This is a genomic window from Algoriphagus sp. SE2 (assembly GCF_039563885.1).
Classification (GTDB): Bacteria; Bacteroidota; Bacteroidia; order Cytophagales; family Cyclobacteriaceae; genus Algoriphagus.
Genome location: NZ_JBCLWJ010000010.1, coordinates 131,884 through 153,538 on the forward strand (window position 1 = coordinate 131,884; position 21,655 = coordinate 153,538).

Consider the following 21,655-nt stretch of genomic DNA (forward strand, 5'->3'; position numbering starts at 1 on the left):
CTTTAAGCTATTGAAAATAAAAAGGAAAAACAATGTTGTTTCTATTTATAATTGAAAGGTTTTTAAAAATTGAACAACCAATCCTTTATCAAAATAGTCAAGATAATCTTCCCGAATTTCTATTTATTTAATTCGTCTTTAAGCGCCTCGAATCCTGAAACCACATCAAAAAGTTCTTCATCAATCATGGATTGGCGGATGCTATGAAATTTATGATTCAGCGTATCTAATAATTCATCTATGTTTTTCTCTGCACGCTGCATTGCTGCCAATCGACTTGCATTTTCACTAGCCAAGGATTCAGCACTAGCTCTGAATAGACTTATGAATAAATATTCACGAATTAATGCAAGCAAAGTGGCTTTTTCACTTCCTGCTACTTGAGGGATTAGTTTACTAGGCCACTCAGTTTCAGATAAATTGGATTTCCAGTTTTCGACGATCGGAAACAATTGCTGAATTTTTTGAGAATAACCAGTTCCTTTCAGATTGGGTTGATTGTGAAAAATATATACATGATCGACATCGTTGACTTCTATACTTCCTTCACTTTTTAATAAAATTTGACTCACTAGTGGAGTAATAGCCTTGACAGATCCTGGAACAGAAAATAAAGCTTTGATGTCGAAGCCACGATCCTCTAAAACTGCTTTGATGCGATCTCCAACCGCCCAGATTATTTTTGTTCCTTTAATTTTATCGAGGTGTTCAGAAACGAAATCTGAAAGACTATTATTAAACTGTCCTACCAGTCCTTGATCTGAACCAAAAACGATGGCACAAGTAGATCTTCTTTCTTTTTCCGTGATTTTTTTCTCCTCCTGCCTCTCTTTGAAATAGGCAATAATTCCAAGGTTAATAGTCCGGTTATAATCTCCTAAAGAGTTAACAGCTTGTTCATATTGTCCAATATTTGATGCCGCCATGGCTTTCATGGTACGGACTACAGATTTAAGATCCTCAGCTCCTGTTAGTTTTCTCCGTATGTCAGCCAAAGTCTCCATTAATTTGATTCAATTGGGTCTGGTTTCTCCTGAAATGGCTCTAAAACTTTTTCTACCAGTTTTAATATTATTTCCTTATCCTCTTTGCTAATACTTTTTATAGATGCTAATCTTTCCAATACATCACTAGGTAGTTCAGAGCTTTTCCTTTGTAAGAATGTCTCCGCTTCCTGAATTTTATGAATAGGAATTGTATCAAAATAATCATTGGTTAAGGCCAATAGTACAATTATTTGCTCCGCTACAGACATGGGCTGAAGTTCCTGTTGAATCAACCAAGATCTGATTCGCTCTCCATGTATGATGGTTTTTCGGGTATCTTCATCCAACCGGGTACCAAAGCGAGCATAATTTTCCAACTCTTCAAATTGTGAATAGGCTAATTTCAGATTCCCTGTAACAGTGCGATAATCAGGTAATTGTGCCTTTCCACCTACACGGGAGACCGATTTGCCTACATCAACCGCAGGTAATATTCCTAATTCAAATAATTTGGGAGATAGATAGATCTGTCCATCCGTAATCGAAATCAGATTGGTAGGAATATAAGCTGATATATTTTGTGCTTCGGTTTCAATAATAGGTAATGCTGTTAAGGAACCTCCTCCGAGTTCCTTATTTAAATGAGTGGCTCTTTCCAATAACCTTGAATGGATATAGAAAATATCTCCTGGAAAAGCTTCCCGTCCAGGAGGCCTTCTGAGTAAAAGTGATAATTCTCGATAGGCTCTTGCATGATGCGTAAGATCATCATAGACAATTAATGCATCTTGGCCTTTTTCCATAAAATATTCAGCAATGCTAGTGGCTGCATAAGGTGCAATGTACTTGAGCCCTGGAGGGTCGTTTCCTTCTGTTACCACAACCACCGTATAGTCTAATGCTCCTTTTTCTTTTAGGTTAGCAATTACTTTTGCGACAGAAGAAGATCTTTGGCCAATAGCGCAATAAACACAGATAACATTTTTACCTTTTTGGTTGATTATGGTATCAAGAGCAATAGCAGATTTCCCAGTTTGCCTATCTCCAAGAATCAATTCTCGTTGACCCCGCCCTATAGGAATCAACGCATCAATTACTTTCAAACCTGTCTGTAAGGGAACAGTTACAGCATCTCTATCCATAATAGCTGTGGCTGGCCGCTCTATCGGTAGTCTGGTAGAACCTAGTGTTTCTTTTTTTCCATCTAATGGTTCCCCTAATGGATTAATGATCCTACCGATCAGAGGTTCTCCAACGGGAATATCCATCACTCGATTGGTCCGAGTTACTTCATCACCAACATTTATTAAAGATTCACTTCCTAGAAGAATGACCCCGATTTCATCCCTATCCAGATTGTATGCAATACCAAAAAGTCCACTTGAAAACCGTAATAACTCCTCATACCCAACCCCTGGAAGTCCTGAAACTTTTACAATTCCAGAAGACACACTTACCACCTTACCAACTTCACGTAGGCTGAAAGAAAACTTGTGATTTTCTCTACTCTCTTTAAGCTGGGAAAAAACGTCAGAATCAGTAGTATCTATCGATGTTTTATTCATGTGTCAAGAGGAAGTTTTCTCATCATTATTTTTCTCGCTTTTTTCAAAAATCTGGTCTTCCAAATCACTGAGAAACCCTGAAATTGACCAGGATATTTTATAATCCTTCGTACTTAATTCTATTCCGGCTATTAACTCAGGAGCAACTTCATATTGTATTTTAATCTTTGATTTGAGTAAATCATTTACTTGATTCTGAATTGCATTTTGTTGCTCTTTAGAAAGACTAAAAGCACTTTTCAATAAAACACCATTGTTTTTGAAGGCGGAAATGAAATCATCTAATTCCTTATTTTTTAGTGATTTTAAATTCTTGATAAAAGTAAGAGTTGCTTGTTGTTCTAAATCAGAACTTGCCAGTTCGCTGAGAGCTTTTCTAGAAACAGCGAATACTTCATCCTGAATCTTTAGCGAAATGGCAGCTTCTCTATTAATTAGCTTTTCTCTAGAAGACTTTTCCAATTTGTTTTTTAGAATTTCGGCTTCTTTTCTGGCTTTTTCCAGGAGTTCTTTCTTTTGCTCTTTAGATTCAGAAATGGCTTTATCAAGAAGGGCCTTCTTTTCTAAATCAAAATTTGTGATTTTTTCCCTATAAATTTTTTGTTCTTTCTGTGCTTCGGCCTCCTTTACTTCAGCATCCTTTAACTTGGCGACAATAGATTTTTCCCTTTTATCAATAGCATTTAAGATCGGTTTATATAAAAACCGCTTCAGGAGCCAAACCAATAAGAAAAAATTGAGTATTTGGGCGATAAATGTAAACCAGTTGATTTCCATTATGTCCTCTTATTGAGCTATGATGTAATTCCAAAAGGGATTGGCAAAAATGAGAATCATAGACACTACAAAACAGTAGATTGCTGTCGATTCTATCATGGCTAAACCTACAAATAAGGTTCTTGTAATAGTAGATGAAGCATCAGGCTGCTGCGCAATAGAACCCAAAGCACTTGAAACAGCCCTACCTTCTGCCAATGCCGGAAACATACAGCCAATTCCTGTTGTCAGGCCTGCTGTAATAATTGAAACGATCCCAATAATTGTTAAACTATCCATTTTAAATCTCCTCTAATTGTTTGTTATTGTTTTTTGATTTTTTATCACTCACCGCTGCAGCGATATAAACTGTCGCGAGAACACTGAAAATATATGCCTGTACAACTCCCGTTAGCAAACCAAGCGCTGTCATTATAACCGGGAAGAAAAAAGGTGCTACGCTTAGCAAAACTGCTACGATCATTCCCCCGCTCATGATGTTTCCAAATAACCTAACCGTCAATGCTAATGTCCTTGAAATCTCACTGATGATATTGAAAGGAAGCATAATAACTGTCGGTGAAAGATAGGTTTTTAAATAAGCCAAGAGACCACTTTCACTTATCCCAAAAAAGGGCACAGCTAAAAGCACAGAAACAGCTAAAGCACCAGTAGTAGATAGAGAGCCAGTTGGCGGGGAGTACCAAGGAATAATAATCAAGAAGTTTGAAACCAGAATAAATAGAAAAAGGGTCCCTATAAATCCTATGTATTTTTTAGGCTCTTTAATCCCGACCTCTTTGATTTGATTGCTAATTCCAAGCACAATAATCTCAAGAGCATATTGCCATCTTGAAATTTGAATGGAGGATTTCAATTTCCTAGTAATTAAAAAAGAAGTAATTACCAGCAATAGCATAATCGCCCAAGTTGTAACCAGGGTTAGATTAATGGTAATAAATCCATATTCCCAAAAAATCGTCTCATCAGGACTAAGCTCCATGAGTTATTTGTTTTTGTTTCGAATCAATCCTTTTAGTGAAGCGAATTACAAGGAACCTTGCAAGTATAAATCCTGATAGACAAACAAGCATTCGAATTAAATCACCCATACCAACGAAATAAAAACCTGTTAATACTACCATTAATCGTAGCGTCAGACTTCCAAAAAACCATAAAGCAGGTATTTTTATTTGGGTTGCTTTTCTTACAGTAAACCACAAGCCTCCGAAGAAAAAGATTCCCAAAATTACACCTACCAATAGTGCCAATATGATCCAAATCACTTCATTCATTTTTATCGCTTTTTTCGTTTATTTCATCATGTTCTTTTTTGATCCAGTTCCAGGCCATTAAACAACCTAGAAGAAGACCAGCCACCAATAGACTTAGGGTCCAAGAGAAAGATTGAGGATAACGAGAATCTAACCAAATCCCCAAAAGAGCACCGCTCATAGTTGGCACTACTACTGACCATCCTACAATCCCAAAAAGACCTAAACCTGCCCATACACTCCTTTTATCCTTTTGTGCAGCTATTTTTCTTCTTTCCTTGTCTGCTACTTGATGAGAAAGAGATGGCGTATTTTTTATATTCTTTTGGTCCATGTCATTTCTTGCCAAATTTCTCAAGTTGCATCATAAGCGAACTTTCCAGCTTTGCCATTACAGATCTGTTATTCTTCTCTGCTTCATCTATCTGCTTAAATTCTTTCTCAACGGATTCATGTAGCTTCCCTAAATCAGCACCACTTACAGCTTTTCTCACTGATACTAAAACTTCAGTTCCTGCCTTGATCAGAATTCCTTCATCTATTGCTAAATAATGCACCCGGTCTGTTTCATAGGTGAAAATTCCTGGAACTAACGCTGCTACACAATCCAATCGCTGAGGGAGTAGACCATATGACCCCCCACTTGTTTCCATTACTATTCTTTTGACATTTTTAATTTCTGTCAATACATGAAATGGAAGCAATATTTTTAGCGTCATCAGCATGTTACTTTTCTTCTGTTACTTCTTCCTTTGTTTTATCTGTATTAGCTTTTTGTATTGCTTCTTCAATATTCCCAATCATATAAAAGGCACTTTCAGGAAATTCCTTGAACTCATCAGACAGAATTCTTTCACATCCGTCCAATGCGTTTTCTAGGCTTACCTCTTTTCCTTCTATTCCACTAAATTTGGTCGTAGTGAAGAAGGGTTGGGTCAGGAAACGCTCCAACCTTCTAGCTCTATTGACAATGTTGTGATCTTCGGTTGATAATTGTTCCAAACCTAGCATAGCTATAATATCCTTAAGCTCTTCGTAATGAGCCAATGTTTTTCTTATTTTTTGTGCTAGTTCATAATGTCTTCTACCAATAATGCCAGGTGTTGCCATTTTTGAATTGGATTGCAATAAATCAATTGCAGGATATAGTCCTTCACTTGCTTTTTTCCTGGAGAGAACAATAGTCGCAGATAGGTGGGAAAAAGTATGAACTGCTGCTGGGTCTGTTAAATCATCGGCAGGTACATAAACTGCCTGAATTGAGGTGATTGCACCGGTAGTTGTGTTGGCTATCCGTTCTTCCAATTGTGATAATTCCGTACCCAGAGAGGGCTGATACCCTAAGCGTGAAGGCATTTGTCCAAGTAATCCCGAAACTTCCATTCCTGCTTGGATAAATCGGAAGATGTTATCAATTAATAATAAAACATCTTTGTTCTCCTCGTCACGAAAATATTCTGCCATAGTCAAAGCAGCATGGCCAACCCTAAATCTTGCTCCGGGAGGTTCATTCATTTGCCCAAAAAGCATCACCATATTATCCAGAACACCTGCAGTTTTCATATCCTGATAAAGCTCATGTCCTTCCCGGCATCTTTCACCAATCCCACAAAACATACTCACGCCTTCATTATGACCCACCATATTATGGATCATTTCGGTTAGCAGAACTGTTTTCCCAACACCAGCTCCTCCAAATAATCCCGCTTTTCCACCACGTTCTAAAGGTATTAATACATCAATCGCTTTTATTCCGGTAAGAAAGATTTCTGATTTTGTAGACCTGTTGTCCAGGGAAGGCGGTGCTTTATGGATTTTACTCCACTTTACATCTTTAAGCTCACCCTGATGATCGATTGTATTCCCAAAAACGTCAAACATTCTCCCCATGATGTTTTTTCCAACTGGAACCGTTAATTCACTTCCATCTGTTTCTACCAGCATTCCTCTGGTTAATCCTTGGGTGGGATTTAAGGCGATACCTCTTACTCTTCGGGCATCTAGCTGAGCTAAAACCTCAATAATGATTTTTTTATCTTTTCCTGTATGGAGAATCGTGTTTATAGGAGGCAAAAAGTCTTTAAAATCAATATCAACCACACTTCCACGTATGCTGGTGATTTCGCCTATTTTCACTTTTCCTTTCAATGCGATCTTCTGAATTAAATTTTTTTTATCTGAAATAAAAACATGTTAAACATCATTGAATTTTAAAACTACGCTCATTTAATAGTTTATTAGTTGAGTAAATCCAGTATAAAAAATGATTTATATCAGTTCTAATATTCAGTCTATTTGTGTTACATCCACTTTATCTAAAGTTAAAAAATTGAAAATAAATAAGCTTAAAGTAATAGGGTAAAGATTTCAATAAATCCCATTCTTTTAAATACATCAGGTAGAAAAAAAATACAGTTTATCTCTTTTGGTAGATAGTAAGTAAAAATCACGTTCCTGCCGTAACGCACTGTATTATTTAAAGTATTAGGTATTTAATCTAAGCTTTGGTCTCAGGTGATTTGAAATATATAAAATAGCCACATGTTTAAATTTTTCAGAAAAATTCGCCTCAAATTCATTGAAGAAGAAAATACAGGTAAATACCTTAAATATGCTATTGGAGAGATTATCCTGGTGGTTATCGGTATTCTTATCGCCTTGCAACTTAACAACTGGAATGTGGAGTTGAGCAACAAAAAGAAGCTGAAAAACAATGTGGCAATTCTTATCGAAAACCTACAACGAGATAGTAGTCAAATCGTGAGAGATCAGAGAAGAATGGAAAGAGATAGACTTGTTTTGGATGATTACGAAAAAAGAATTTCAGCTTCTCAGGCAAACCTCGATACACTCATCAAAATAGCAAGCAAAGAATATAGCCCTACAGTAAATACAATCGAATTCACCAATAAAAGTGCCTATACCACAATGGTTCAATCTGGAGAGATTAATCTTTTTGAAAAAGAATTACTTCAGGAAATTTATGCTGTCTATAGTTTCCAATCTCGTGTAGAGGTAGGAAGCGAAAATGCTTATGACATTTATATGTATGCTGTCAATGAGTACCGAAGTACCTATACTTTTAATACTGATATTGACATTGTTTCCAGTGGCAAGTTGTACAATAAAATATGGGAAAATATAGACCCAGCTGACTTTATTGCCAAGTTCAATACCATGGCTGCTGGGAAACGATTGAATTACAGACAGACTGAATTTGGGCTTCAAAGGGAGGCTGATGTGATCAATGGATTGCTTCCGAAGTTGAGGGAGATAATCAAGGAGTAAGAATTAGTAAATTTGTTGATCTCCAAATTGGATGAGATTCATTTTGCTATTCATAGCAGACAATTAAAGTTCTAATATTCAGTTTAAGAATACTGTGAACGAGATTTTTTTGTCAAAAACACATCCATTTACTCCTGTTTTTTCTGTTCTATTGACATATTTAGGGTATTACTAAGAACTCATGTATCATTTAGTGTTTGACCGTCTATTTTAAAATTGCCTTAACTTGTTTCAACCAAACATCAAACCATGCAACATTTAAAATTTTATTCTTTGTCCATTATTCTCTGGACGTTTATTATTTCGTCTTCTCTTGCCCAAAAAACAGATTTTACTACTGAAGATGCCATCAAAGTAAAAAGTCTAGGCAGTCAAGCCTTATCTGATGATGGAAAATACCTAGTAGGTATAATCAATGATCGAAGTGCAAGATTTGATACAGATCATTTTAGATTTCAGGACCCTAGTTACCACAATGTTTATCCAGGTGAATTAGTTATTATCGATACTGAGGATGCATCTGAATTAAGGCCCTATTCTGGGGAAGTTAGGGTTACGGCTATCGCTTGGGCCCCAAACAATATTGAAGTGGCTTTTTTGGAACAAAGGGATAATAAGCTCCATCTTATGGTCTATGATGCTTCCAGAAAAAAGCTTAAAGAAATAAAGATTTCTGGAGACCCATTGCTTGCTGATTCGGAACTCATCTGGATGAGCGATAGTAAATCACTACTCGTTCATACAAGAGAATCAAATTGGATGGAAAAGGCAATGGAGGTTTATAATGAGGCTACCAAAGGCCCAATCGTAGTTTATGATGGTTCTAAGCCATTCTTAAAGTGGGACGAAATCCGAAATTATAATAACCTCACGGAAATCCATCAGGTAAATTTATTAAATGGAAAATCCGAAAAGCTATTACCTGAATCATTCTATAATGGTATCCATTTAACTTCAGATGCGCAGTATCTTATTTTTAATGAAATCTTCCCTTTAAAAACTTCCTATGACAGGGATTCAGGAACTGAATATCAGATTGCTTATTTAAACCTAGAAACAACGGATTCTGCAAAAGTCATTTACCCTAGAAATGAAAAAAGACGGAATTTCAATTGGTCAGAAAGTAAAACCAAGTATGCATGGGTGGATTCTGGGTATGTCTACGTTCAATCATTAGGGGAAGAAGAAGCAAGAAACCTGACAAAAGGTAAGGCCTATTCGGATGAGGAGAATAAAAAGGAAGTTAAGTTTTCGGTTGAGGCGTGGAGTCCAAAAGAAGGTCAATTGGTTTTGAGTTCCGAAAAAGGATATTGGTTAGTAGATGCAATTGGAAATAACTTAGAAATGGTCTATGAATTTCCAGAGGATAAAGAAAAGGCTCCAGATTTAGACCTTCTCAACTGGTCGCCTGATGAGCGTTATCTATATTTTAGTTATTCAGAAAAAGATAAGTGGGCGAGAGGTTTTACAAGGTTTGATTTAGAGTCCAGACAAATGGAAGACCTCTTGATTGATAGTAATTTGTACACAGGTGTTCGATATTCAAAAGATGGGACTAAGGCAATAGTAAATGTTTCTGACGGAGATATGCCTTCAAATGTCATGGCCACTGATATGAATTTCAATTCGATGAAGCCCCTTACAGATCTTAATCCATGGATAGCGAATAAGAAGTTGACTCGCTCTGAATTAATAACCTATCGTGATACGGATGGCAAGGAACTCAAGGGTATATTATATTATCCGGTGGATTACGAACCCGGTAAAAAGTACCCGTTGGTTTGCGAGATTTATGAAACTTTTTTCAATAATGGCTTTAATCCAACTATGAATTTGATTGCCAATCATGGGTATTTCGCACTACGACCATCGGTAGATCTGGAGATAGGTTATCCAGGAGAGGCTTGGGTAAAAGGGATTACCTCAGCCATAAATAAATTGGTTGATGAAGGGAAAGTAGATAATGAAAAAGTAGGCGTACAGGGTGGAAGTTATGGTGGTTATGCAACTTCCTTATTGATAACTCAAACAGATCGATTTGCTGCGGCAATCAATATTTCCGGAAAAGTAAATATTATCAGCTTTTTGGGGGATAGTCCTAAAATAGGAACTCGAAATTATGCTGCGGCAGAAGTCGGCCAAGACCGAATCGGAGGGACGCTTTGGGATGATCCACTGAAATATTTTGCTACGACAGCCGTATTACATGCCGACCGAATCAAAACTCCCCACCTTATACTTACCGGAGAAGGAGATTGGAATGTACCAGGAACTAATTCCCGAGAACTATATTATGCGATGCGCCGATTGGGCAAAGATGTTGTTTGGGTGAATTACCTAAATGGAGGACATGGAGCAGGAGTGGCAAGTACCGAAAGCGATTTTCATGATCATATAAAACGCATCTTTGATTTCTATGAAAAACATTTTTCAGAAGAGAAGGAAAAAGCTGATTCTTCAGATGAGCCAAAGTAAGGTATTTGCCCGTCAATCAGGTAAAAGCATAGTCTAATTAGAAATAAAATAGGCTCTTTCATATCTAAAATGAAGGAGCCTATTCTCAAAATTGACCAGATTAAATTGGGCAATTCTAAAACACTAGGTAAAGTCTCTGAACTCTATTCTTAAATATTTAATAAGTGACTTTTAAAATTCTTAGAAATTAAACCTTGCTGAAAGAAGAACAATTCTTGTTTCCTGTTTTGAGTAGAAATCCTGTGAAAAGCTATTAGTTAAAGAATTTCCGGCATATCTTCTTGTGTCAAACACATCTCTAACACTTAGGGTAATACTTCCTCTTCTTTCCATAAAAGACTTTTGGATACTGCTATCGATATAATAAACAGCTAAACTTTTTCCCTGTGCCTGAATTTCAGGAGATTCGTAATTTGCAGCAATCTGAAAATTGAATCCTAATGGAAGCTTAAAGTCCTGATTCAGTTTTGCATTCCAAGTAAATCCTTCATTGGTAAATTCCTCACTGATATTAGATGCGTTCACTGCTATTCTTGAGAATGTCAATCCACCATTCAGAGAGTACCAATCTGCGATTTCTGCTGTTCCGATAAATTCCACTCCATACAATTCTGCGAAAAGTAAATTGTCTGGTTGAGAATAAGAGATCCCATCTTCCACAATAGTGATAAAGTCAATCTGATTATTGATTTTTCTGTAAAACAGATTTGTAGTCAAACTGGTCTTTTCAAAATTTGCCAAATGACCTAATTCAAATGAATTAATCATTTCTGGAATCAGGTTTGGATTACCTCTTCTGACATTCAAACTATCCGTAATATTAGGGAAGGGGTTTAATCTCCAAGCTCTTGGTCTATCAATTCTTCTGCTATAGGTAAACTTAATTCCGTGATTATCATTTAGGTTATACAATCCCTGTACACTTGGGAAAAGATTAAAATAGCGCTGCTGATTGGCTTCATCAGAATTATATAAATAGGTGTCTACCTGAGTAAACTCACCTCGAAGACCAAAGCCATATTCAAATTTTGACTTACTTCCAGAATATAAAAGATATCCAGCATGTATTTGATCTTGGTACAAAAATCTATTGCTCACAGTAGGGTCTGTGACAAAATCCTGACTTCCTTCGTCTAAGCGTTGATACTGAAAATCATTATCAAATTCCCTAATATTTGATTTCAATCCGGTTTCAAAGGTTCCGTTTTCCAAGGGTTTGATATAATCTGCCTGAACCACTGTCACATTTCTTACCTCATCGGTAAAAGCTCGTTCTCTTCCCGTTAAGTTTTCAGGTAATGGTTCGAGTGTATTATTAAAAATTTCAATGTTCTGCGTTTTAAATTGATTTCGATAGGAATGACTTGCAGTAGCTCGAAATAGATGTCCTTTTTCTTTAAAATTATGCTCAAAGATCAAGGCATTGTCCAAACCATCATCCGTTTCATTTTCGTCATTTCTTCGGACATATTCAAAATCCTGTCCATTCCGAAGTTGCTCCGCAAAAAGTGTATTCAGATCAAAACTTTCATTTGCTTGAAATACCCCTTCATAGCTTAAGGTATTGTTACCAAAGGTATAGTCCACCCCAAAATTCAGATTGTTACCAATTCTCAGATCTGAACTTTTTGTGTTTTGTTCAAGAGTTTCGTTATCCTCAAAAATATTTTGGGTAGAATTACGCTCGCCAACTCCTTTCCAATTTCTGTGATTGTAGCCAGCATAGAAATTGAATTTGAAATTTCTATGATTAATTCGTCCCCCTACATTGGATCTGTTCCTTGTGCCATATGTTCCTTCAAATCCCCCGTGGGTTCCTAATTCAATCCCTTTTTTCAAAACAATATCAATAACTCCCCCTTCTGCTTCAGCATCATAACGGGCATTTGGGTTATTAATGATTTTGATTTCTTCGACCACGCTTGCAGGTAGTTGATCTAAATTTTGAGTAAGAGAAGAGTTTCTACCATTGATTAAGATATTTGTATTGGAACTTCCTCTCAAGGAAATCCCTCCATCTTCGCTTACCGAAACAGATGGGGTATTTCTTAATATGTCTAATAAAGTTCCACCAGCATTTGCAAGGTTATTCTCGGGAGTGACAATCAATCCTTCCAAGCTAGTTCGAACGGGAAGTTTTGAGGTTTCAACTATTACTTCCTGCAGGTCCTGTCCTTCACTTATAAATGATAATTCTCCTAATTCCGTGGATCCATTTACTTGAATATCTGAAATGACCAGATCTTGATACCCTATGAAGAATGCTTTTAATACATATTTACCTGAGGAAACAGTTAATATAAATTCTCCACTTTCATTGGTATCTGAATAAGCTTCCGGAGTGGTGCTATCGGTTGATTCGAATAATGCTACTTGCGCATAACTTACAGGTTCATTTGTTTTGGAATCAATCAATTTGCCTGAAAGCTGAGAGCTTTGAGCATAAAGCTCTAAAGGATTGATAATCAGAAGAAAAAAAACTAAAATTAAGGAGTTAATAAAAGTCGACCTTTTACCAGAAAGAAATAAAATATTTTTCATTTTGCTGTAACTGTATTGTCATTCATTAACTTTTCTAATTGACAAATAGGTAACAAGCAGGTACTTTAGTTGTTTAATTTTTTTGATCAGTGGTAGATTATCTCAAAAAACATATTGAATAAAAGTGTCTATTGTTTTTTTTCTTAAAAACCTTAATCCAGAGCAACAAGCAAATATTATATTCTAGCATATAATTGATGCATTTCTGTTAAAAGTTTTAATCTGACCCTTTCAAATGAACGGCTCTATTTTTACGGTTGGTTGGCAAGTCAATCCAAGCATAACTAGTAATCCTGAAAAGACAGTCTTAAATTGCGTCTTTCGCATCTTCCAGATGTCTTTTTAAAATCACCAAATCAACATTGAAGTCCATGAATTTGAAACACGAGGTTAAATCTTTCCAGGAACTAACAATTGATGAACTTTACGAATTGCTAAAGTTGAGGAGTGAGGTGTTTGTGGTTGAGCAAAACTGTGTTTTTTTGGATCAGGATGATAAAGATCAAAAATGTCATCATCTGATGTTATTCTTGGATGATCAATTAGTAGGTTATAGTAGATTGGTACCTCCAGGTTTATCTTATCCAGAAATGGCAATCGGTAGGGTGGTTTCTTCTCCTGCTATGAGAGGAAAAGGTTTCGGCAGAAAAGTGATGGAGCTTTCCATTCAGAGTTGTGAAAAGCTTTTTGGAAAAGGAAATATCCGGATTGGGGCACAGACTTATGCGCTTGGTTTTTATTCTTCTTTGGGTTTTGTCTCAGATGGAGATCCATATGATGAAGATGGGATAGAGCATATTGAGATGGTAAGAAAGTCCATTTTACCTTAACCTTTCCTTTTTGCTTTATTTTCTTAAGAATCCCACTTCTGTTCTTCTTTTTTAAAAACTTGAAATTAATCTAAAATCATGAGTGATTAAGAGGAATCATGTTTGGGTGTTTCTTTAGTAAAACTGAATTTTTTATTGATGTTAGTTCGAATCACAAAATTATTTTCATTTTTCAATAAACATTTTATAACAATTTATTCACTCATGGGTTACAATTATTGAATAGCGTAATAGGGCAATAATTTTGTCCGAAGAAATAGATTTTAATGAGTACTAGAATAGCCAAAAAAACGAAATTTCATCCACTTTCTAGTTGGGATATTTCGAATCCTATATATAATTCCATCAGTAAAAAAACAGAAGATTTAGAAGTCCTTCGGAAGATTTCATTAATAAATAATTGGAATGTTGATTTCGCAAAAGAGTTAGCAATTCATTATGAAACATTAGTTCTTACTGATTTGGATCAGAAAATCTTATGGGTAAATAATGGTTTTGAAAAGATGACCGGTTATCCACCTGAATTTGCGATAGGGAAGAGGCCAGCTTTTCTTCAAGGCCCAAACACATCCGATGCTGTTAAGGCAAGAATTCGAAAGAAATTAAGTAATGGAGATAGGATTTCGGATATAGTTACCAACTATAAGAAAAATGGTAAAGAGTATGAATGCGAGATAACCATTATTCCTCTTTTCGATGCGGATCAAGTGATTACTCATTACTTAGCATTAGAACGAGAAGCAGCTTAAGAAATTTAAGAATTATATAATATTAGAGTAGGTTAGATTAAAGTTGAAATCACCATTATTTTTCCGCTTGTCTTTGGCAAGCGGAATTTTTTATTTGAAAACCAGTTTACAGTGAATTTTTTTATCCAAACTCATTAAAAATCTTAAGACAGTATTCAAGAGTCTTCGCCGTGATTTTTATTAGTTAGGTGTATTAACGAACTCCCTCAACGAAGTACATCTTCATATTTCCTTTATTCTTAACATAAATCTCGCCCCGATCCGAAAAATAAAATTTATCTAAAATCAATTGATGCGTGTCTTCTGAGATATTGATCTTTCCAACTTCTGAATTAGACTCCATCCTTGAGGCACAATTTACCGTGTCTCCCCAGATATCATAGGCAAATTTCTTTTTACCCACCACTCCAGCTACTACCTGACCAGAACTAATTCCAACTCTCATATCAAATCGAATGAGCTGATCATCTTTTATTTTTTTAGATTTTTCTACAAAATCAACCATTTCCAGTGCTGCTAAAACAATCCGTTCGGCATGGTCTTCTTGAGGAAAAGGAAGGCCTGAAGCACACATATAGGAATCACCCAAGGTTTTGATTTTTTCTAGTTCATACTTTTCTACAATTTGATCGAAATATGAAAAATAATAATCAAGGCTTTGGACCAGTACTTCTGGAGAAAGATGCTCTGCATGAATGGTGAAACTTTTAAAATCAGTGAACATGACTGACACAGAATCAAATCGTTGTGCTTTAACTTTTCCAAATTCTTTGAGCTCATTTACTGTTTCTACCGGCAAGATATTCTTCAATAAATGGTCAGATTTATTTCGCTCATCTTCTATGATAAGATTGGTTTTCTTAATAAAGGAGTTTTTTCTATAAAGTACCGCGGCAAGAATGCCTATCAGCATCAAAGCAAAAGCGGTAGAAAAAATAATGATTTTTTGATTTCGGTCTTTTTGGTTGTAAATCTGGTTTAAAAGATCTACCTCTTTTTGTTTCTGTGAAACTTCAAATTTTCGGGTTTCTTGTGCGATTTTTTCTATTTCTTCTAGATTTCTAATACTATCTCTAACCGCGATATATTTTAAATGGTAAAATAAGGCAGAGTCCCGATTACCGTATTTATTGTGAAGTTCGAAAAGCTTTAGGCTCGCATCCGCTGTTTCTTTTTTTAACTTATGTTTTTCGGCAAGATTTAGACTTTTTTGCGCATGAAATAAGGCTTTTTCAAGATTATTTTCTTCAATGTCAATATCGGACAAAAATAAATTGTAAACAGATACCGCATAGAAATCCTCATTTTTTTCAAGCATCTCATTCGCTTCATTTAGGGATTCTCTGGCTAAATCATTTTTTTGCTGCTTAGAATAAACCATCCCTAGATTTCCTAAGGAATACCCTATTCCTAATTCAAAATTCAATGAAGTGAATATTTCTTTAGCCTCTCTAAAATTTTGGATAGCCTTTTGGAGATTGTTAGCATAAAAATAACTGTCTCCAGTGTTTAAAAGCGCTTTTCCCAAGGATAAGGAGTCTTTTAAGTTTCGTATCTCTTGAATACCCTGATCATAATAATAATCCGAAGTTTCATAATCCTTTATATTGGAATATGTGTCTCCTATACTGATATATATTGCCCCAATTTTTTCGCCTTGATCAAATCTTTGGGCAAGTTCTATACTTGTGAAATAGGATTCTAATGCTTCTGAATAGTCTCCTTTTAACTTATAACCATTTCCTTTTTGCAAGAATCCACTTACTAAAAATTCTCCTACTGAATCTTTACTGGCTCTTTCGATCAGTTTATTGGAGTAGTAAATAACATCTTCTGGGCTTGATTGAGATATGGCTATTTCATCCAAGAGTCTAAGCTCATCTTCAAATTGGACACTACCATATACCCTTACTAAACTATCATAAACACTTACTAAACTATCAGCTTTTGCTTGTTCTTGAGCAAATCCTATTTGTTCCTTTTGCAAAAGGAAGAAGAAAATAAGGAAAAAATAAGGCCAAAATCTAAACATTGCTTGACTTTTAAGTCATTCTAAGTTTTGGATCAATTACATAGGTTTTAGAGTTCCGATAGTTATCAGTTATATTGAATATGATGTTGTATTTATAGATGTCATTCGGGCTACCTTTAGTTGGAGTGGCTAAAATCAAATTCCGGGTAGGTAGGAGTGGATCAAATTCAAAAAACTCACAGGGACTTGTTTTCTTTTCTGAAACACATATCAATTCCATGGTGTAGTCCCTTCTTTCAGTGTTGTCTTCATATTCAATTTGCCAAACTATAGCTCCTCCCATTTTTACATCTGTAGTAAAACTATTCTTAGGTTGACCATAATCTGAATCTCCACCTTGATCTTCAAGTTTAGTATTGTCGATAACTGCACATTCATCAGCAGGTGGATAACTAGCTTTAAATAAATCAGCAACCCTGACTGTAATTCTGATGACATTTCCAGCTTTTAAAAGTTGGTTTGGAGTAGATGATAACATAGGTATTAGAGTTTTTTTGGTGTAAAAAATGAATGTTTAAATGTTTTTTATAATTGATTGTTTTAAAAATCTGAAACATCAATTATTCCTATAAGACATAAATAAGATACAAAAAAAATATTATAAAAAAATTAAATGTGTATTACAAAGGTGTTTTTGGGTGCTTTAATGGAAATCTATTTTTCTAAACTTAGTTTATAGATCTAAAAGTTGGAAAAATTTAGCTTACCATATCTTTTATCCTTCGATTCTCCTTCTTCATTTACAGATTGTTTGTATGAATTAAATTCATTTCATTACTTCCTCTTGATATTAATCTTTGGATCGTGTATAAAACATGAAACCTTCTTTAATCTTTTACCTCCTTTTTTTCATTGGGATAACTTCCTCTTGGCTCCTAATACAGGATGATGATTTTAATTTATTGCAACAATCCAAAACAAGATTAGGAAGGGAAGGTGCTGCTGAATTTTTCTATTGGGAATTTCAAGATCAAGCAAGTGTATGGGCTCAGGCGCCCAAAGGCCTGACTGGTGTTCAATCCTTTCAGGATTCATTGGAAAGGCTCTTAGGGGTAGCTCAATTCCAACAAGTGGTGGAAAAAGAGCAGACACAAAGGTATCCAAAAGATAGTTTGCTTCATGTAAAAAATGGAGACCATTACAATGCTATGTTGGTTCATACAGGAGCCGCTGGGAAAGTCCGGCCTATGAATTCATTAGAAGCACAAATCCTGAATTACCAACTGGAGAAGTATCCACTTTTGACCCATCCCACCGAGTTCCATGCTTTCATAGCCTATTATCCGGACCGCAAAACTTATCGTGTCTATTTTGCTTCCAGTGATCAACCTTGGCCACCCAAACCGATTTTGCTGATTTAACAAGTAGAGGAAGATCTCAAAAATGGTTGGAAGCTGAGGTATCATTTGCACAACCATTATGAGCCAGCCAGCAATGGATATTTAGGAATATTGGCTCCGAGCATGGCAGATGCACAGTATTATAAAATGCTTGCTGATAACTACCAAGTGGAACAAGCACTGATCACAAATGGCATGCACACGGTGGTGATTAATGCCAAAGATTTTGGCAGATTTGAGTCTCATTAAGAGGAAACTCATGCTTAATGCCATTTTAATAGACAGCCAAGCTCCAGTGATTTTTTTATGTCTATTATAAAAATCGTAAATTATAGAGGTAGTTAAATTATAAAAAACCCAAAATAACAAACGATGGATAAGTTAGATAAACTCGATATGATGGATAAAATTCTTCGGGAATTTGAAGATTTGAGAAACAGTCAAACCTCTGTTTTAAAGAAAATATCCAAAATAGAGGCGGATAATATCAACTTGGGAGTCAAAATTTTAGAAGAAAAGTTACCAGATATATTTTTTGCAGTGGATAACAACCTCAGTTTGGTAACGGATCTGGAAGAACAATTTCAGGAAGTACGTGATAAGTTCTATAAAGACAACAATTTGAAAGCCCTTCAGGAAGATAGACCTTAGCCCTTCTATCAGATGCAATTGCCGATTATATCTATTAAGGCAGCTCCGGTTTCGTCTCTGGATGCTTTTCCCAGTATTGTACGATGGAAGGCATGTACTCATCGCTTTCAATGGTGCCCTGTAAATCCGCTTTCTGGCCAATATATAGATAGACTTTGTTGTCTTCCACTTTTTCTACGGTCAAAGCATCCTTTTCAAGGATTGTTTTCACTTTTTCCCAGTCTTTGGGATCGGTAACAAAGGTTTCGAAACGTATATAGAACTCTTCCCCAATGGGTGGAATAGGATAGTCCCCAGGAATTTCTGCGCTGATCCTCGGTTCTGTTGGTATGATAAGTTTCAGACTCATAGCGATTTCAGGTTTATTAAAGCTACTCATCCTAAAGCAGAAAGACAATATAGAATCGATTTCCCAATAGTTGTTAGCAATGATTTACGCCAGATTTGTTTACTTGTATGTCCTAGAAATTCTTTTAAATATTGATCATGAAAAAACAGCTCATCACTTTCCTTGCATTTTTCCTGAGCCTTGTCGCATTTGGACAGGAGCCCCAGGATATCAATGTATCAAGTTTCAATTTAAGAATGGATACGCCCAGAGACAGTATGAATGCCTGGCCGAATAGAAAAGAGATGGTGAAGTCCTTAATCCAATACCATGACTTTGACATCATAGGGACGCAGGAAGGATTTATTCATCAATTGAATGACTTACTGGAAATGCCTGGTTTTGCTTTTATCGGAGGGGGTAGAGATGATGGAAAGCAGGCAGGAGAGCATTCCGCAATTCTTTATAAGACTGATCGCTTTAAGGTGTTGGAATCCGGAGATTTTTGGTTGAGGGAAAATCCTGATGAACCCGGATTGGGTTGGGATGCCACCTGCTGCAATCGGATTGCCTCTTGGGGTCTTTTCAAAGATAGAGCGAGTGGACATGAGTTTTATGTTTTCAATGCCCATTTTGATCATCAAGGCGTGATTGCAAGAAAAGAATCCGGAAAGTTGATGGTGAAAAAAATCCAAGAGATTGCCCAAGATAAGCCTGTGATCTGCACGGGAGATTTTAACAGCACTCCGGATACCGAGCAAATGATTTCGCTTGCAACGCTCCTACAGGATTCCTACAAAGTATCTAAAATGCCTCCTTATGGCCCTGTGGGAACAACTAATGCATTTGTGTTTACTGCCCCTATGAAGAATAGAATTGACTACGTATTTGTAAGCGATGATTTTGTGGTTTCTAAGTATGCCGTGTTGACGGATGCCCTAAACCAGCGCTATCCATCCGATCATCTGCCGGTTGTAGCCACGGTTCATTTTAAAAAATAGGGGAGGATAGGTTTTTCTTTAGAAGTTGAGAAAATTTGACCTCCAGTAGTGGTGATATTTTATACTGATATATACCAAAAAATAGCCCAAGAGAAAGATCTTAGGCTATTGATTTAGATATTAGTCTTATGGGTTCACTAACAAGATTGATTTCGAGACTTTCATTTTCCCATCTACCATGACGACGGCATTGGTATAGCTCCCCGTCATATCTACCATTTCAGTTCCTGCTGTGCCAGTAATATGATACGTACCTTTTGCTATAATTGAACCATCAGCTTCTACTTCTGATTCACCTGGCATAATAGAAACTTTAAAATCGGATGTAGCAAATTCATCCATCATACCAGCCTCTATTTCGGCTGCACCGCTGTAATGTCTTCCATCACTAAAATCTCGTACAGCATCTGCTGTGTACATACTTATAAGCTTCTTTACATTCTTCTTATTGTATGCCTTCCCATAGTCTTTTGTAAGTTTGGCTATCTTCTTTTCGTAGTCTTGAATCAAGCTTTATAGACTTTGAAGAAAGTGATTAAGTCTGAATGAAAACTAGGCAGACCTTTTTGGATTCACATACCTGAATACTGCTTAAATTTTTTAAGAAAAGGTGCCATGCTAAAAAAAATAGCCCAAGATTTTAATCTCGAGCTATTTTAAATTAGTAGGGTTCTTGAGTTTTGCTTTTAGCTTTCTTTAACCCATGACAATCAGGGTTATTCCTCCTTTGATCTGACCATTTAATAAATTGGTGTTGACCAATTCGAAACCTGCGGCCTGACCTTCTTTCAAACCTAAATAAGGAATGGGAATTTCCATTTCTGTCACCTGTACCATTTTATTCATGGCTTTAAATGATTCCAGCGATTTTTTATGATCAGAAAAACTGCTTCTTCCTGCGTTGACGCTTTGGATAATGGCTTCGGTCTCTTTTAACAAGGCCGCTTGTCGTTTTAAATCCATTCCTCCTTTACCTGCAGACTTGATCATCCACCTTTCTTTCTCCCATGCTACAGATACTTTGTTCCTCGTTTTTCCGGTTACCTTAGGCATGATTTGATTCAACACATCAGTTTTAGAGATAGGGACGATCTTCAAATCCAATAATGCCGGATGCTGTAATGCCATCATGTTTTCCAACGACATGGCTCTAAATTCCAGAGATTCAAAGGCATTAATCTGATGTACCAAATTAAACTGGTAGGGAACAGTTTGTGCCACGAAATTCAGATTCTTTTGTGCAATATGTCTGTCTATCCTTGGATCCAAGGCAAATAAATCAAATGGTTTATCTAAGGGGCTAAAAGACCAAGTCCTGGCGAAGAGGCATTTATGGCCAGATTCAGTTGGAGGAACCTGATATAGAAAATTTGCATCTCCATTTCCTGCAGGTAGGAGTATTGAACCCAACTGGGTCACTCCCAAATATTGAGCAACAGAAGTATTAAAGCCCAAGGTTGGATTGGTGAGAAAAAATTCCACTTTGGGGTAAGGAATCATTAGATCCCCGCGATTATGCAGACTACAACGGATATTATATGTCTTTCCACCTTCTAATTGGGTGGTATACACTCCCAAGTTATTAACTGGGCTGATTTGAATATCCGGAGAATTCCAGAAGGTAATTCCAGAAAACGGACGGACACCAATATCTCCAGGGTAGGAGCGCATGTAAAGAAAAGAGCTTTCTTTGAAGGTATCAGGATTTGGGTTTTTATCCCGATTGCCTCGGTATATCTTTTTCAACCTACCCGCTATATCGTTGGTATAACCCTTTCTTTCTTTTCGGAGGCCAGCTAACATTTCCATGGCCATTTTAATGTTTTTGGACATTTTGAT

General features: G+C 36.3%; 23 protein-coding genes. 8 read left to right on the forward strand and 15 right to left on the reverse strand.

Features of this window, described 5'->3' with window-relative positions:
- Positions 1 to 119 precede the first annotated feature (119 nt).
- The 9 genes from AAGF08_RS13200 to atpD are packed head-to-tail and all read right to left on the reverse strand — an operon-like array spanning position 120 to position 6,735.
- A complete protein-coding gene (locus AAGF08_RS13200) occupies positions 120 to 1,004 on the reverse strand; it encodes a F0F1 ATP synthase subunit gamma (protein ID WP_343511687.1) in 885 nt (294 codons plus the stop codon).
- Positions 1,004 to 2,551: an alternate F1F0 ATPase, F1 subunit alpha gene (locus tag AAGF08_RS13205; protein WP_343511688.1), complete on the reverse strand. Its 1,548-nt coding sequence runs from the start codon at positions 2,549 to 2,551 to the stop codon at positions 1,004 to 1,006. Before AAGF08_RS13205 ends, AAGF08_RS13200 begins: the two co-directional genes overlap by 1 nt.
- A 3-nt stretch (positions 2,552 to 2,554) precedes the next feature.
- A complete protein-coding gene (locus tag AAGF08_RS13210) occupies positions 2,555 to 3,328 on the reverse strand; it encodes a F0F1 ATP synthase subunit delta (protein WP_343511689.1) in 774 nt (257 codons plus the stop codon).
- 9 nt (positions 3,329 to 3,337) lie between these two features.
- Complete coding sequence (locus AAGF08_RS13215; RefSeq protein ID WP_343511690.1) at positions 3,338 to 3,607, reverse strand: F0F1 ATP synthase subunit C; 270 nt, start codon at positions 3,605 to 3,607, stop codon at positions 3,338 to 3,340.
- Position 3,608: 1 nt separating this feature from the next.
- Entirely contained in the window at positions 3,609 to 4,310 is a 702-nt protein-coding gene (locus AAGF08_RS13220) for a F0F1 ATP synthase subunit A (RefSeq protein ID WP_343511691.1), read from the reverse strand.
- A complete protein-coding gene (locus AAGF08_RS13225) occupies positions 4,300 to 4,602 on the reverse strand; it encodes an ATP synthase subunit I (protein WP_343511692.1) in 303 nt (100 codons plus the stop codon). The genes AAGF08_RS13220 and AAGF08_RS13225 overlap by 11 nt, the downstream gene beginning before the upstream one ends.
- Positions 4,595 to 4,915 carry an AtpZ/AtpI family protein gene (locus tag AAGF08_RS13230; protein WP_343511693.1) on the reverse strand — a complete coding sequence of 107 codons (321 nt, stop codon included), beginning with the start codon at positions 4,913 to 4,915 and terminating at the stop codon, positions 4,595 to 4,597. Before AAGF08_RS13230 ends, AAGF08_RS13225 begins: the two co-directional genes overlap by 8 nt.
- A 1-nt stretch (position 4,916) precedes the next feature.
- Entirely contained in the window at positions 4,917 to 5,300 is a 384-nt protein-coding gene (locus AAGF08_RS13235) for a F0F1 ATP synthase subunit epsilon (RefSeq protein WP_343511694.1), read from the reverse strand.
- A 7-nt stretch (positions 5,301 to 5,307) separates the two neighbouring features.
- Positions 5,308 to 6,735: a F0F1 ATP synthase subunit beta gene (atpD, locus tag AAGF08_RS13240; RefSeq protein ID WP_343511727.1), complete on the reverse strand. Its 1,428-nt coding sequence runs from the start codon at positions 6,733 to 6,735 to the stop codon at positions 5,308 to 5,310.
- Positions 6,736 to 7,122: 387 nt separating this feature from the next.
- Between atpD and AAGF08_RS13245 the strand changes: the two genes are divergently transcribed.
- Positions 7,123 to 7,869, forward strand: a complete 747-nt coding sequence (locus AAGF08_RS13245; RefSeq protein ID WP_343511695.1) for a DUF6090 family protein — start codon at positions 7,123 to 7,125, stop codon at positions 7,867 to 7,869.
- Positions 7,870 to 8,118: 249 nt separating this feature from the next.
- Positions 8,119 to 10,344, forward strand: coding sequence for a prolyl oligopeptidase family serine peptidase (locus AAGF08_RS13250; RefSeq protein WP_343511696.1), 2,226 nt, complete (start codon positions 8,119 to 8,121; stop codon positions 10,342 to 10,344).
- Positions 10,345 to 10,524: 180 nt separating this feature from the next.
- On the opposite strand, the gene AAGF08_RS13255 is transcribed toward AAGF08_RS13250, so the two are convergent.
- Positions 10,525 to 12,885 carry a TonB-dependent receptor gene (locus AAGF08_RS13255; RefSeq protein WP_343511697.1) on the reverse strand — a complete coding sequence of 787 codons (2,361 nt, stop codon included), beginning with the start codon at positions 12,883 to 12,885 and terminating at the stop codon, positions 10,525 to 10,527.
- Positions 12,886 to 13,256: 371 nt separating this feature from the next.
- Between AAGF08_RS13255 and AAGF08_RS13260 the strand changes: the two genes are divergently transcribed.
- Positions 13,257 to 13,715 (forward strand): GNAT family N-acetyltransferase, encoded by a 459-nt coding sequence (locus AAGF08_RS13260; protein WP_343511698.1) that lies wholly within the window; start codon positions 13,257 to 13,259, stop codon positions 13,713 to 13,715.
- A 266-nt stretch (positions 13,716 to 13,981) separates the two neighbouring features.
- Entirely contained in the window at positions 13,982 to 14,464 is a 483-nt protein-coding gene (locus AAGF08_RS13265) for a PAS domain-containing protein (protein ID WP_343511699.1), read from the forward strand.
- Positions 14,465 to 14,657: 193 nt separating this feature from the next.
- Here AAGF08_RS13265 and AAGF08_RS13270 read toward each other — a convergent pair whose 3' ends face one another.
- Both AAGF08_RS13270 and AAGF08_RS13275 read right to left on the reverse strand, forming a co-directional pair.
- Entirely contained in the window at positions 14,658 to 16,496 is a 1,839-nt protein-coding gene (locus tag AAGF08_RS13270; RefSeq protein ID WP_343511700.1) for an adenylate/guanylate cyclase domain-containing protein, read from the reverse strand.
- 10 nt (positions 16,497 to 16,506) lie between these two features.
- Positions 16,507 to 16,974 carry a hypothetical protein gene (locus AAGF08_RS13275; protein WP_343511701.1) on the reverse strand — a complete coding sequence of 156 codons (468 nt, stop codon included), beginning with the start codon at positions 16,972 to 16,974 and terminating at the stop codon, positions 16,507 to 16,509.
- A gap of 337 nt (positions 16,975 to 17,311) precedes the next feature.
- On the opposite strand from AAGF08_RS13275, the gene AAGF08_RS13280 reads away from it, so the two are divergent.
- The 3 genes from AAGF08_RS13280 (at position 17,312) to AAGF08_RS13290 (ending at position 18,487) form a co-directional block, all read left to right on the forward strand.
- Complete coding sequence (locus AAGF08_RS13280) at positions 17,312 to 17,857, forward strand: hypothetical protein (protein ID WP_343511703.1); 546 nt, start codon at positions 17,312 to 17,314, stop codon at positions 17,855 to 17,857.
- 45 nt (positions 17,858 to 17,902) lie between these two features.
- Positions 17,903 to 18,085, forward strand: coding sequence for a hypothetical protein (locus AAGF08_RS13285; RefSeq protein ID WP_343511704.1), 183 nt, complete (start codon positions 17,903 to 17,905; stop codon positions 18,083 to 18,085).
- Between the two features lie 123 nt (positions 18,086 to 18,208).
- Entirely contained in the window at positions 18,209 to 18,487 is a 279-nt protein-coding gene (locus AAGF08_RS13290) for a hypothetical protein (protein WP_343511705.1), read from the forward strand.
- A gap of 34 nt (positions 18,488 to 18,521) precedes the next feature.
- On the opposite strand, the gene AAGF08_RS13295 is transcribed toward AAGF08_RS13290, so the two are convergent.
- On the reverse strand, positions 18,522 to 18,836 hold the full coding sequence (locus tag AAGF08_RS13295) for a hypothetical protein (RefSeq protein WP_343511706.1): 315 nt from the start codon (positions 18,834 to 18,836) through the stop codon (positions 18,522 to 18,524).
- A gap of 137 nt (positions 18,837 to 18,973) precedes the next feature.
- On the opposite strand from AAGF08_RS13295, the gene AAGF08_RS13300 reads away from it, so the two are divergent.
- On the forward strand, positions 18,974 to 19,816 hold the full coding sequence (locus AAGF08_RS13300; protein WP_343511707.1) for an endonuclease/exonuclease/phosphatase family protein: 843 nt from the start codon (positions 18,974 to 18,976) through the stop codon (positions 19,814 to 19,816).
- A gap of 126 nt (positions 19,817 to 19,942) precedes the next feature.
- On the opposite strand, the gene AAGF08_RS13305 is transcribed toward AAGF08_RS13300, so the two are convergent.
- Positions 19,943 to 20,326, reverse strand: a complete 384-nt coding sequence (locus AAGF08_RS13305) for a nuclear transport factor 2 family protein (protein ID WP_343511708.1) — start codon at positions 20,324 to 20,326, stop codon at positions 19,943 to 19,945.
- 186 nt (positions 20,327 to 20,512) lie between these two features.
- Positions 20,513 to 21,649 carry a hypothetical protein gene (locus tag AAGF08_RS13310; RefSeq protein ID WP_343511709.1) on the reverse strand — a complete coding sequence of 379 codons (1,137 nt, stop codon included), beginning with the start codon at positions 21,647 to 21,649 and terminating at the stop codon, positions 20,513 to 20,515.
- Between the last annotated feature and the right edge of the window lie 6 nt (positions 21,650 to 21,655).

Excerpts from the sequence above, each read along its gene's own strand:
- AAGF08_RS13245 (WP_343511695.1), top strand. The coding sequence starts at position 7,123 with ATGTTTAAATTTTTCAGAAAAATTCGCCTCAAATTCATTGAAGAAGAA.
- AAGF08_RS13225 (WP_343511692.1), bottom strand. The coding sequence starts at position 4,602 with ATGAATGAAGTGATTTGGATCATATTGGCACTATTGGTAGGTGTAATT.
- AAGF08_RS13250 (WP_343511696.1), top strand. The coding sequence starts at position 8,119 with ATGCAACATTTAAAATTTTATTCTTTGTCCATTATTCTCTGGACGTTT.
- AAGF08_RS13290 (WP_343511705.1), top strand. The coding sequence starts at position 18,209 with ATGGATAAGTTAGATAAACTCGATATGATGGATAAAATTCTTCGGGAA.
- AAGF08_RS13260 (WP_343511698.1), top strand. The coding sequence starts at position 13,257 with ATGAATTTGAAACACGAGGTTAAATCTTTCCAGGAACTAACAATTGAT.
- AAGF08_RS13310 (WP_343511709.1), bottom strand. The coding sequence starts at position 21,649 with ATGTCCAAAAACATTAAAATGGCCATGGAAATGTTAGCTGGCCTCCGA.
- AAGF08_RS13280 (WP_343511703.1), top strand. The coding sequence starts at position 17,312 with ATGAAACCTTCTTTAATCTTTTACCTCCTTTTTTTCATTGGGATAACT.
- AAGF08_RS13265 (WP_343511699.1), top strand. The coding sequence starts at position 13,982 with ATGAGTACTAGAATAGCCAAAAAAACGAAATTTCATCCACTTTCTAGT.
- AAGF08_RS13215 (WP_343511690.1), bottom strand. The coding sequence starts at position 3,607 with ATGGATAGTTTAACAATTATTGGGATCGTTTCAATTATTACAGCAGGC.
- AAGF08_RS13230 (WP_343511693.1), bottom strand. The coding sequence starts at position 4,915 with ATGGACCAAAAGAATATAAAAAATACGCCATCTCTTTCTCATCAAGTA.
- AAGF08_RS13235 (WP_343511694.1), bottom strand. The coding sequence starts at position 5,300 with ATGACGCTAAAAATATTGCTTCCATTTCATGTATTGACAGAAATTAAA.
- AAGF08_RS13220 (WP_343511691.1), bottom strand. The coding sequence starts at position 4,310 with ATGGAGCTTAGTCCTGATGAGACGATTTTTTGGGAATATGGATTTATT.
- AAGF08_RS13300 (WP_343511707.1), top strand. The coding sequence starts at position 18,974 with ATGAAAAAACAGCTCATCACTTTCCTTGCATTTTTCCTGAGCCTTGTC.
- AAGF08_RS13275 (WP_343511701.1), bottom strand. The coding sequence starts at position 16,974 with ATGTTATCATCTACTCCAAACCAACTTTTAAAAGCTGGAAATGTCATC.
- AAGF08_RS13200 (WP_343511687.1), bottom strand. The coding sequence starts at position 1,004 with ATGGAGACTTTGGCTGACATACGGAGAAAACTAACAGGAGCTGAGGAT.
- AAGF08_RS13270 (WP_343511700.1), bottom strand. The coding sequence starts at position 16,496 with ATGTTTAGATTTTGGCCTTATTTTTTCCTTATTTTCTTCTTCCTTTTG.
- AAGF08_RS13205 (WP_343511688.1), bottom strand. The coding sequence starts at position 2,551 with ATGAATAAAACATCGATAGATACTACTGATTCTGACGTTTTTTCCCAG.
- AAGF08_RS13295 (WP_343511706.1), bottom strand. The coding sequence starts at position 18,836 with ATGAGTCTGAAACTTATCATACCAACAGAACCGAGGATCAGCGCAGAA.
- AAGF08_RS13255 (WP_343511697.1), bottom strand. The coding sequence starts at position 12,885 with ATGAAAAATATTTTATTTCTTTCTGGTAAAAGGTCGACTTTTATTAAC.
- AAGF08_RS13210 (WP_343511689.1), bottom strand. The coding sequence starts at position 3,328 with ATGGAAATCAACTGGTTTACATTTATCGCCCAAATACTCAATTTTTTC.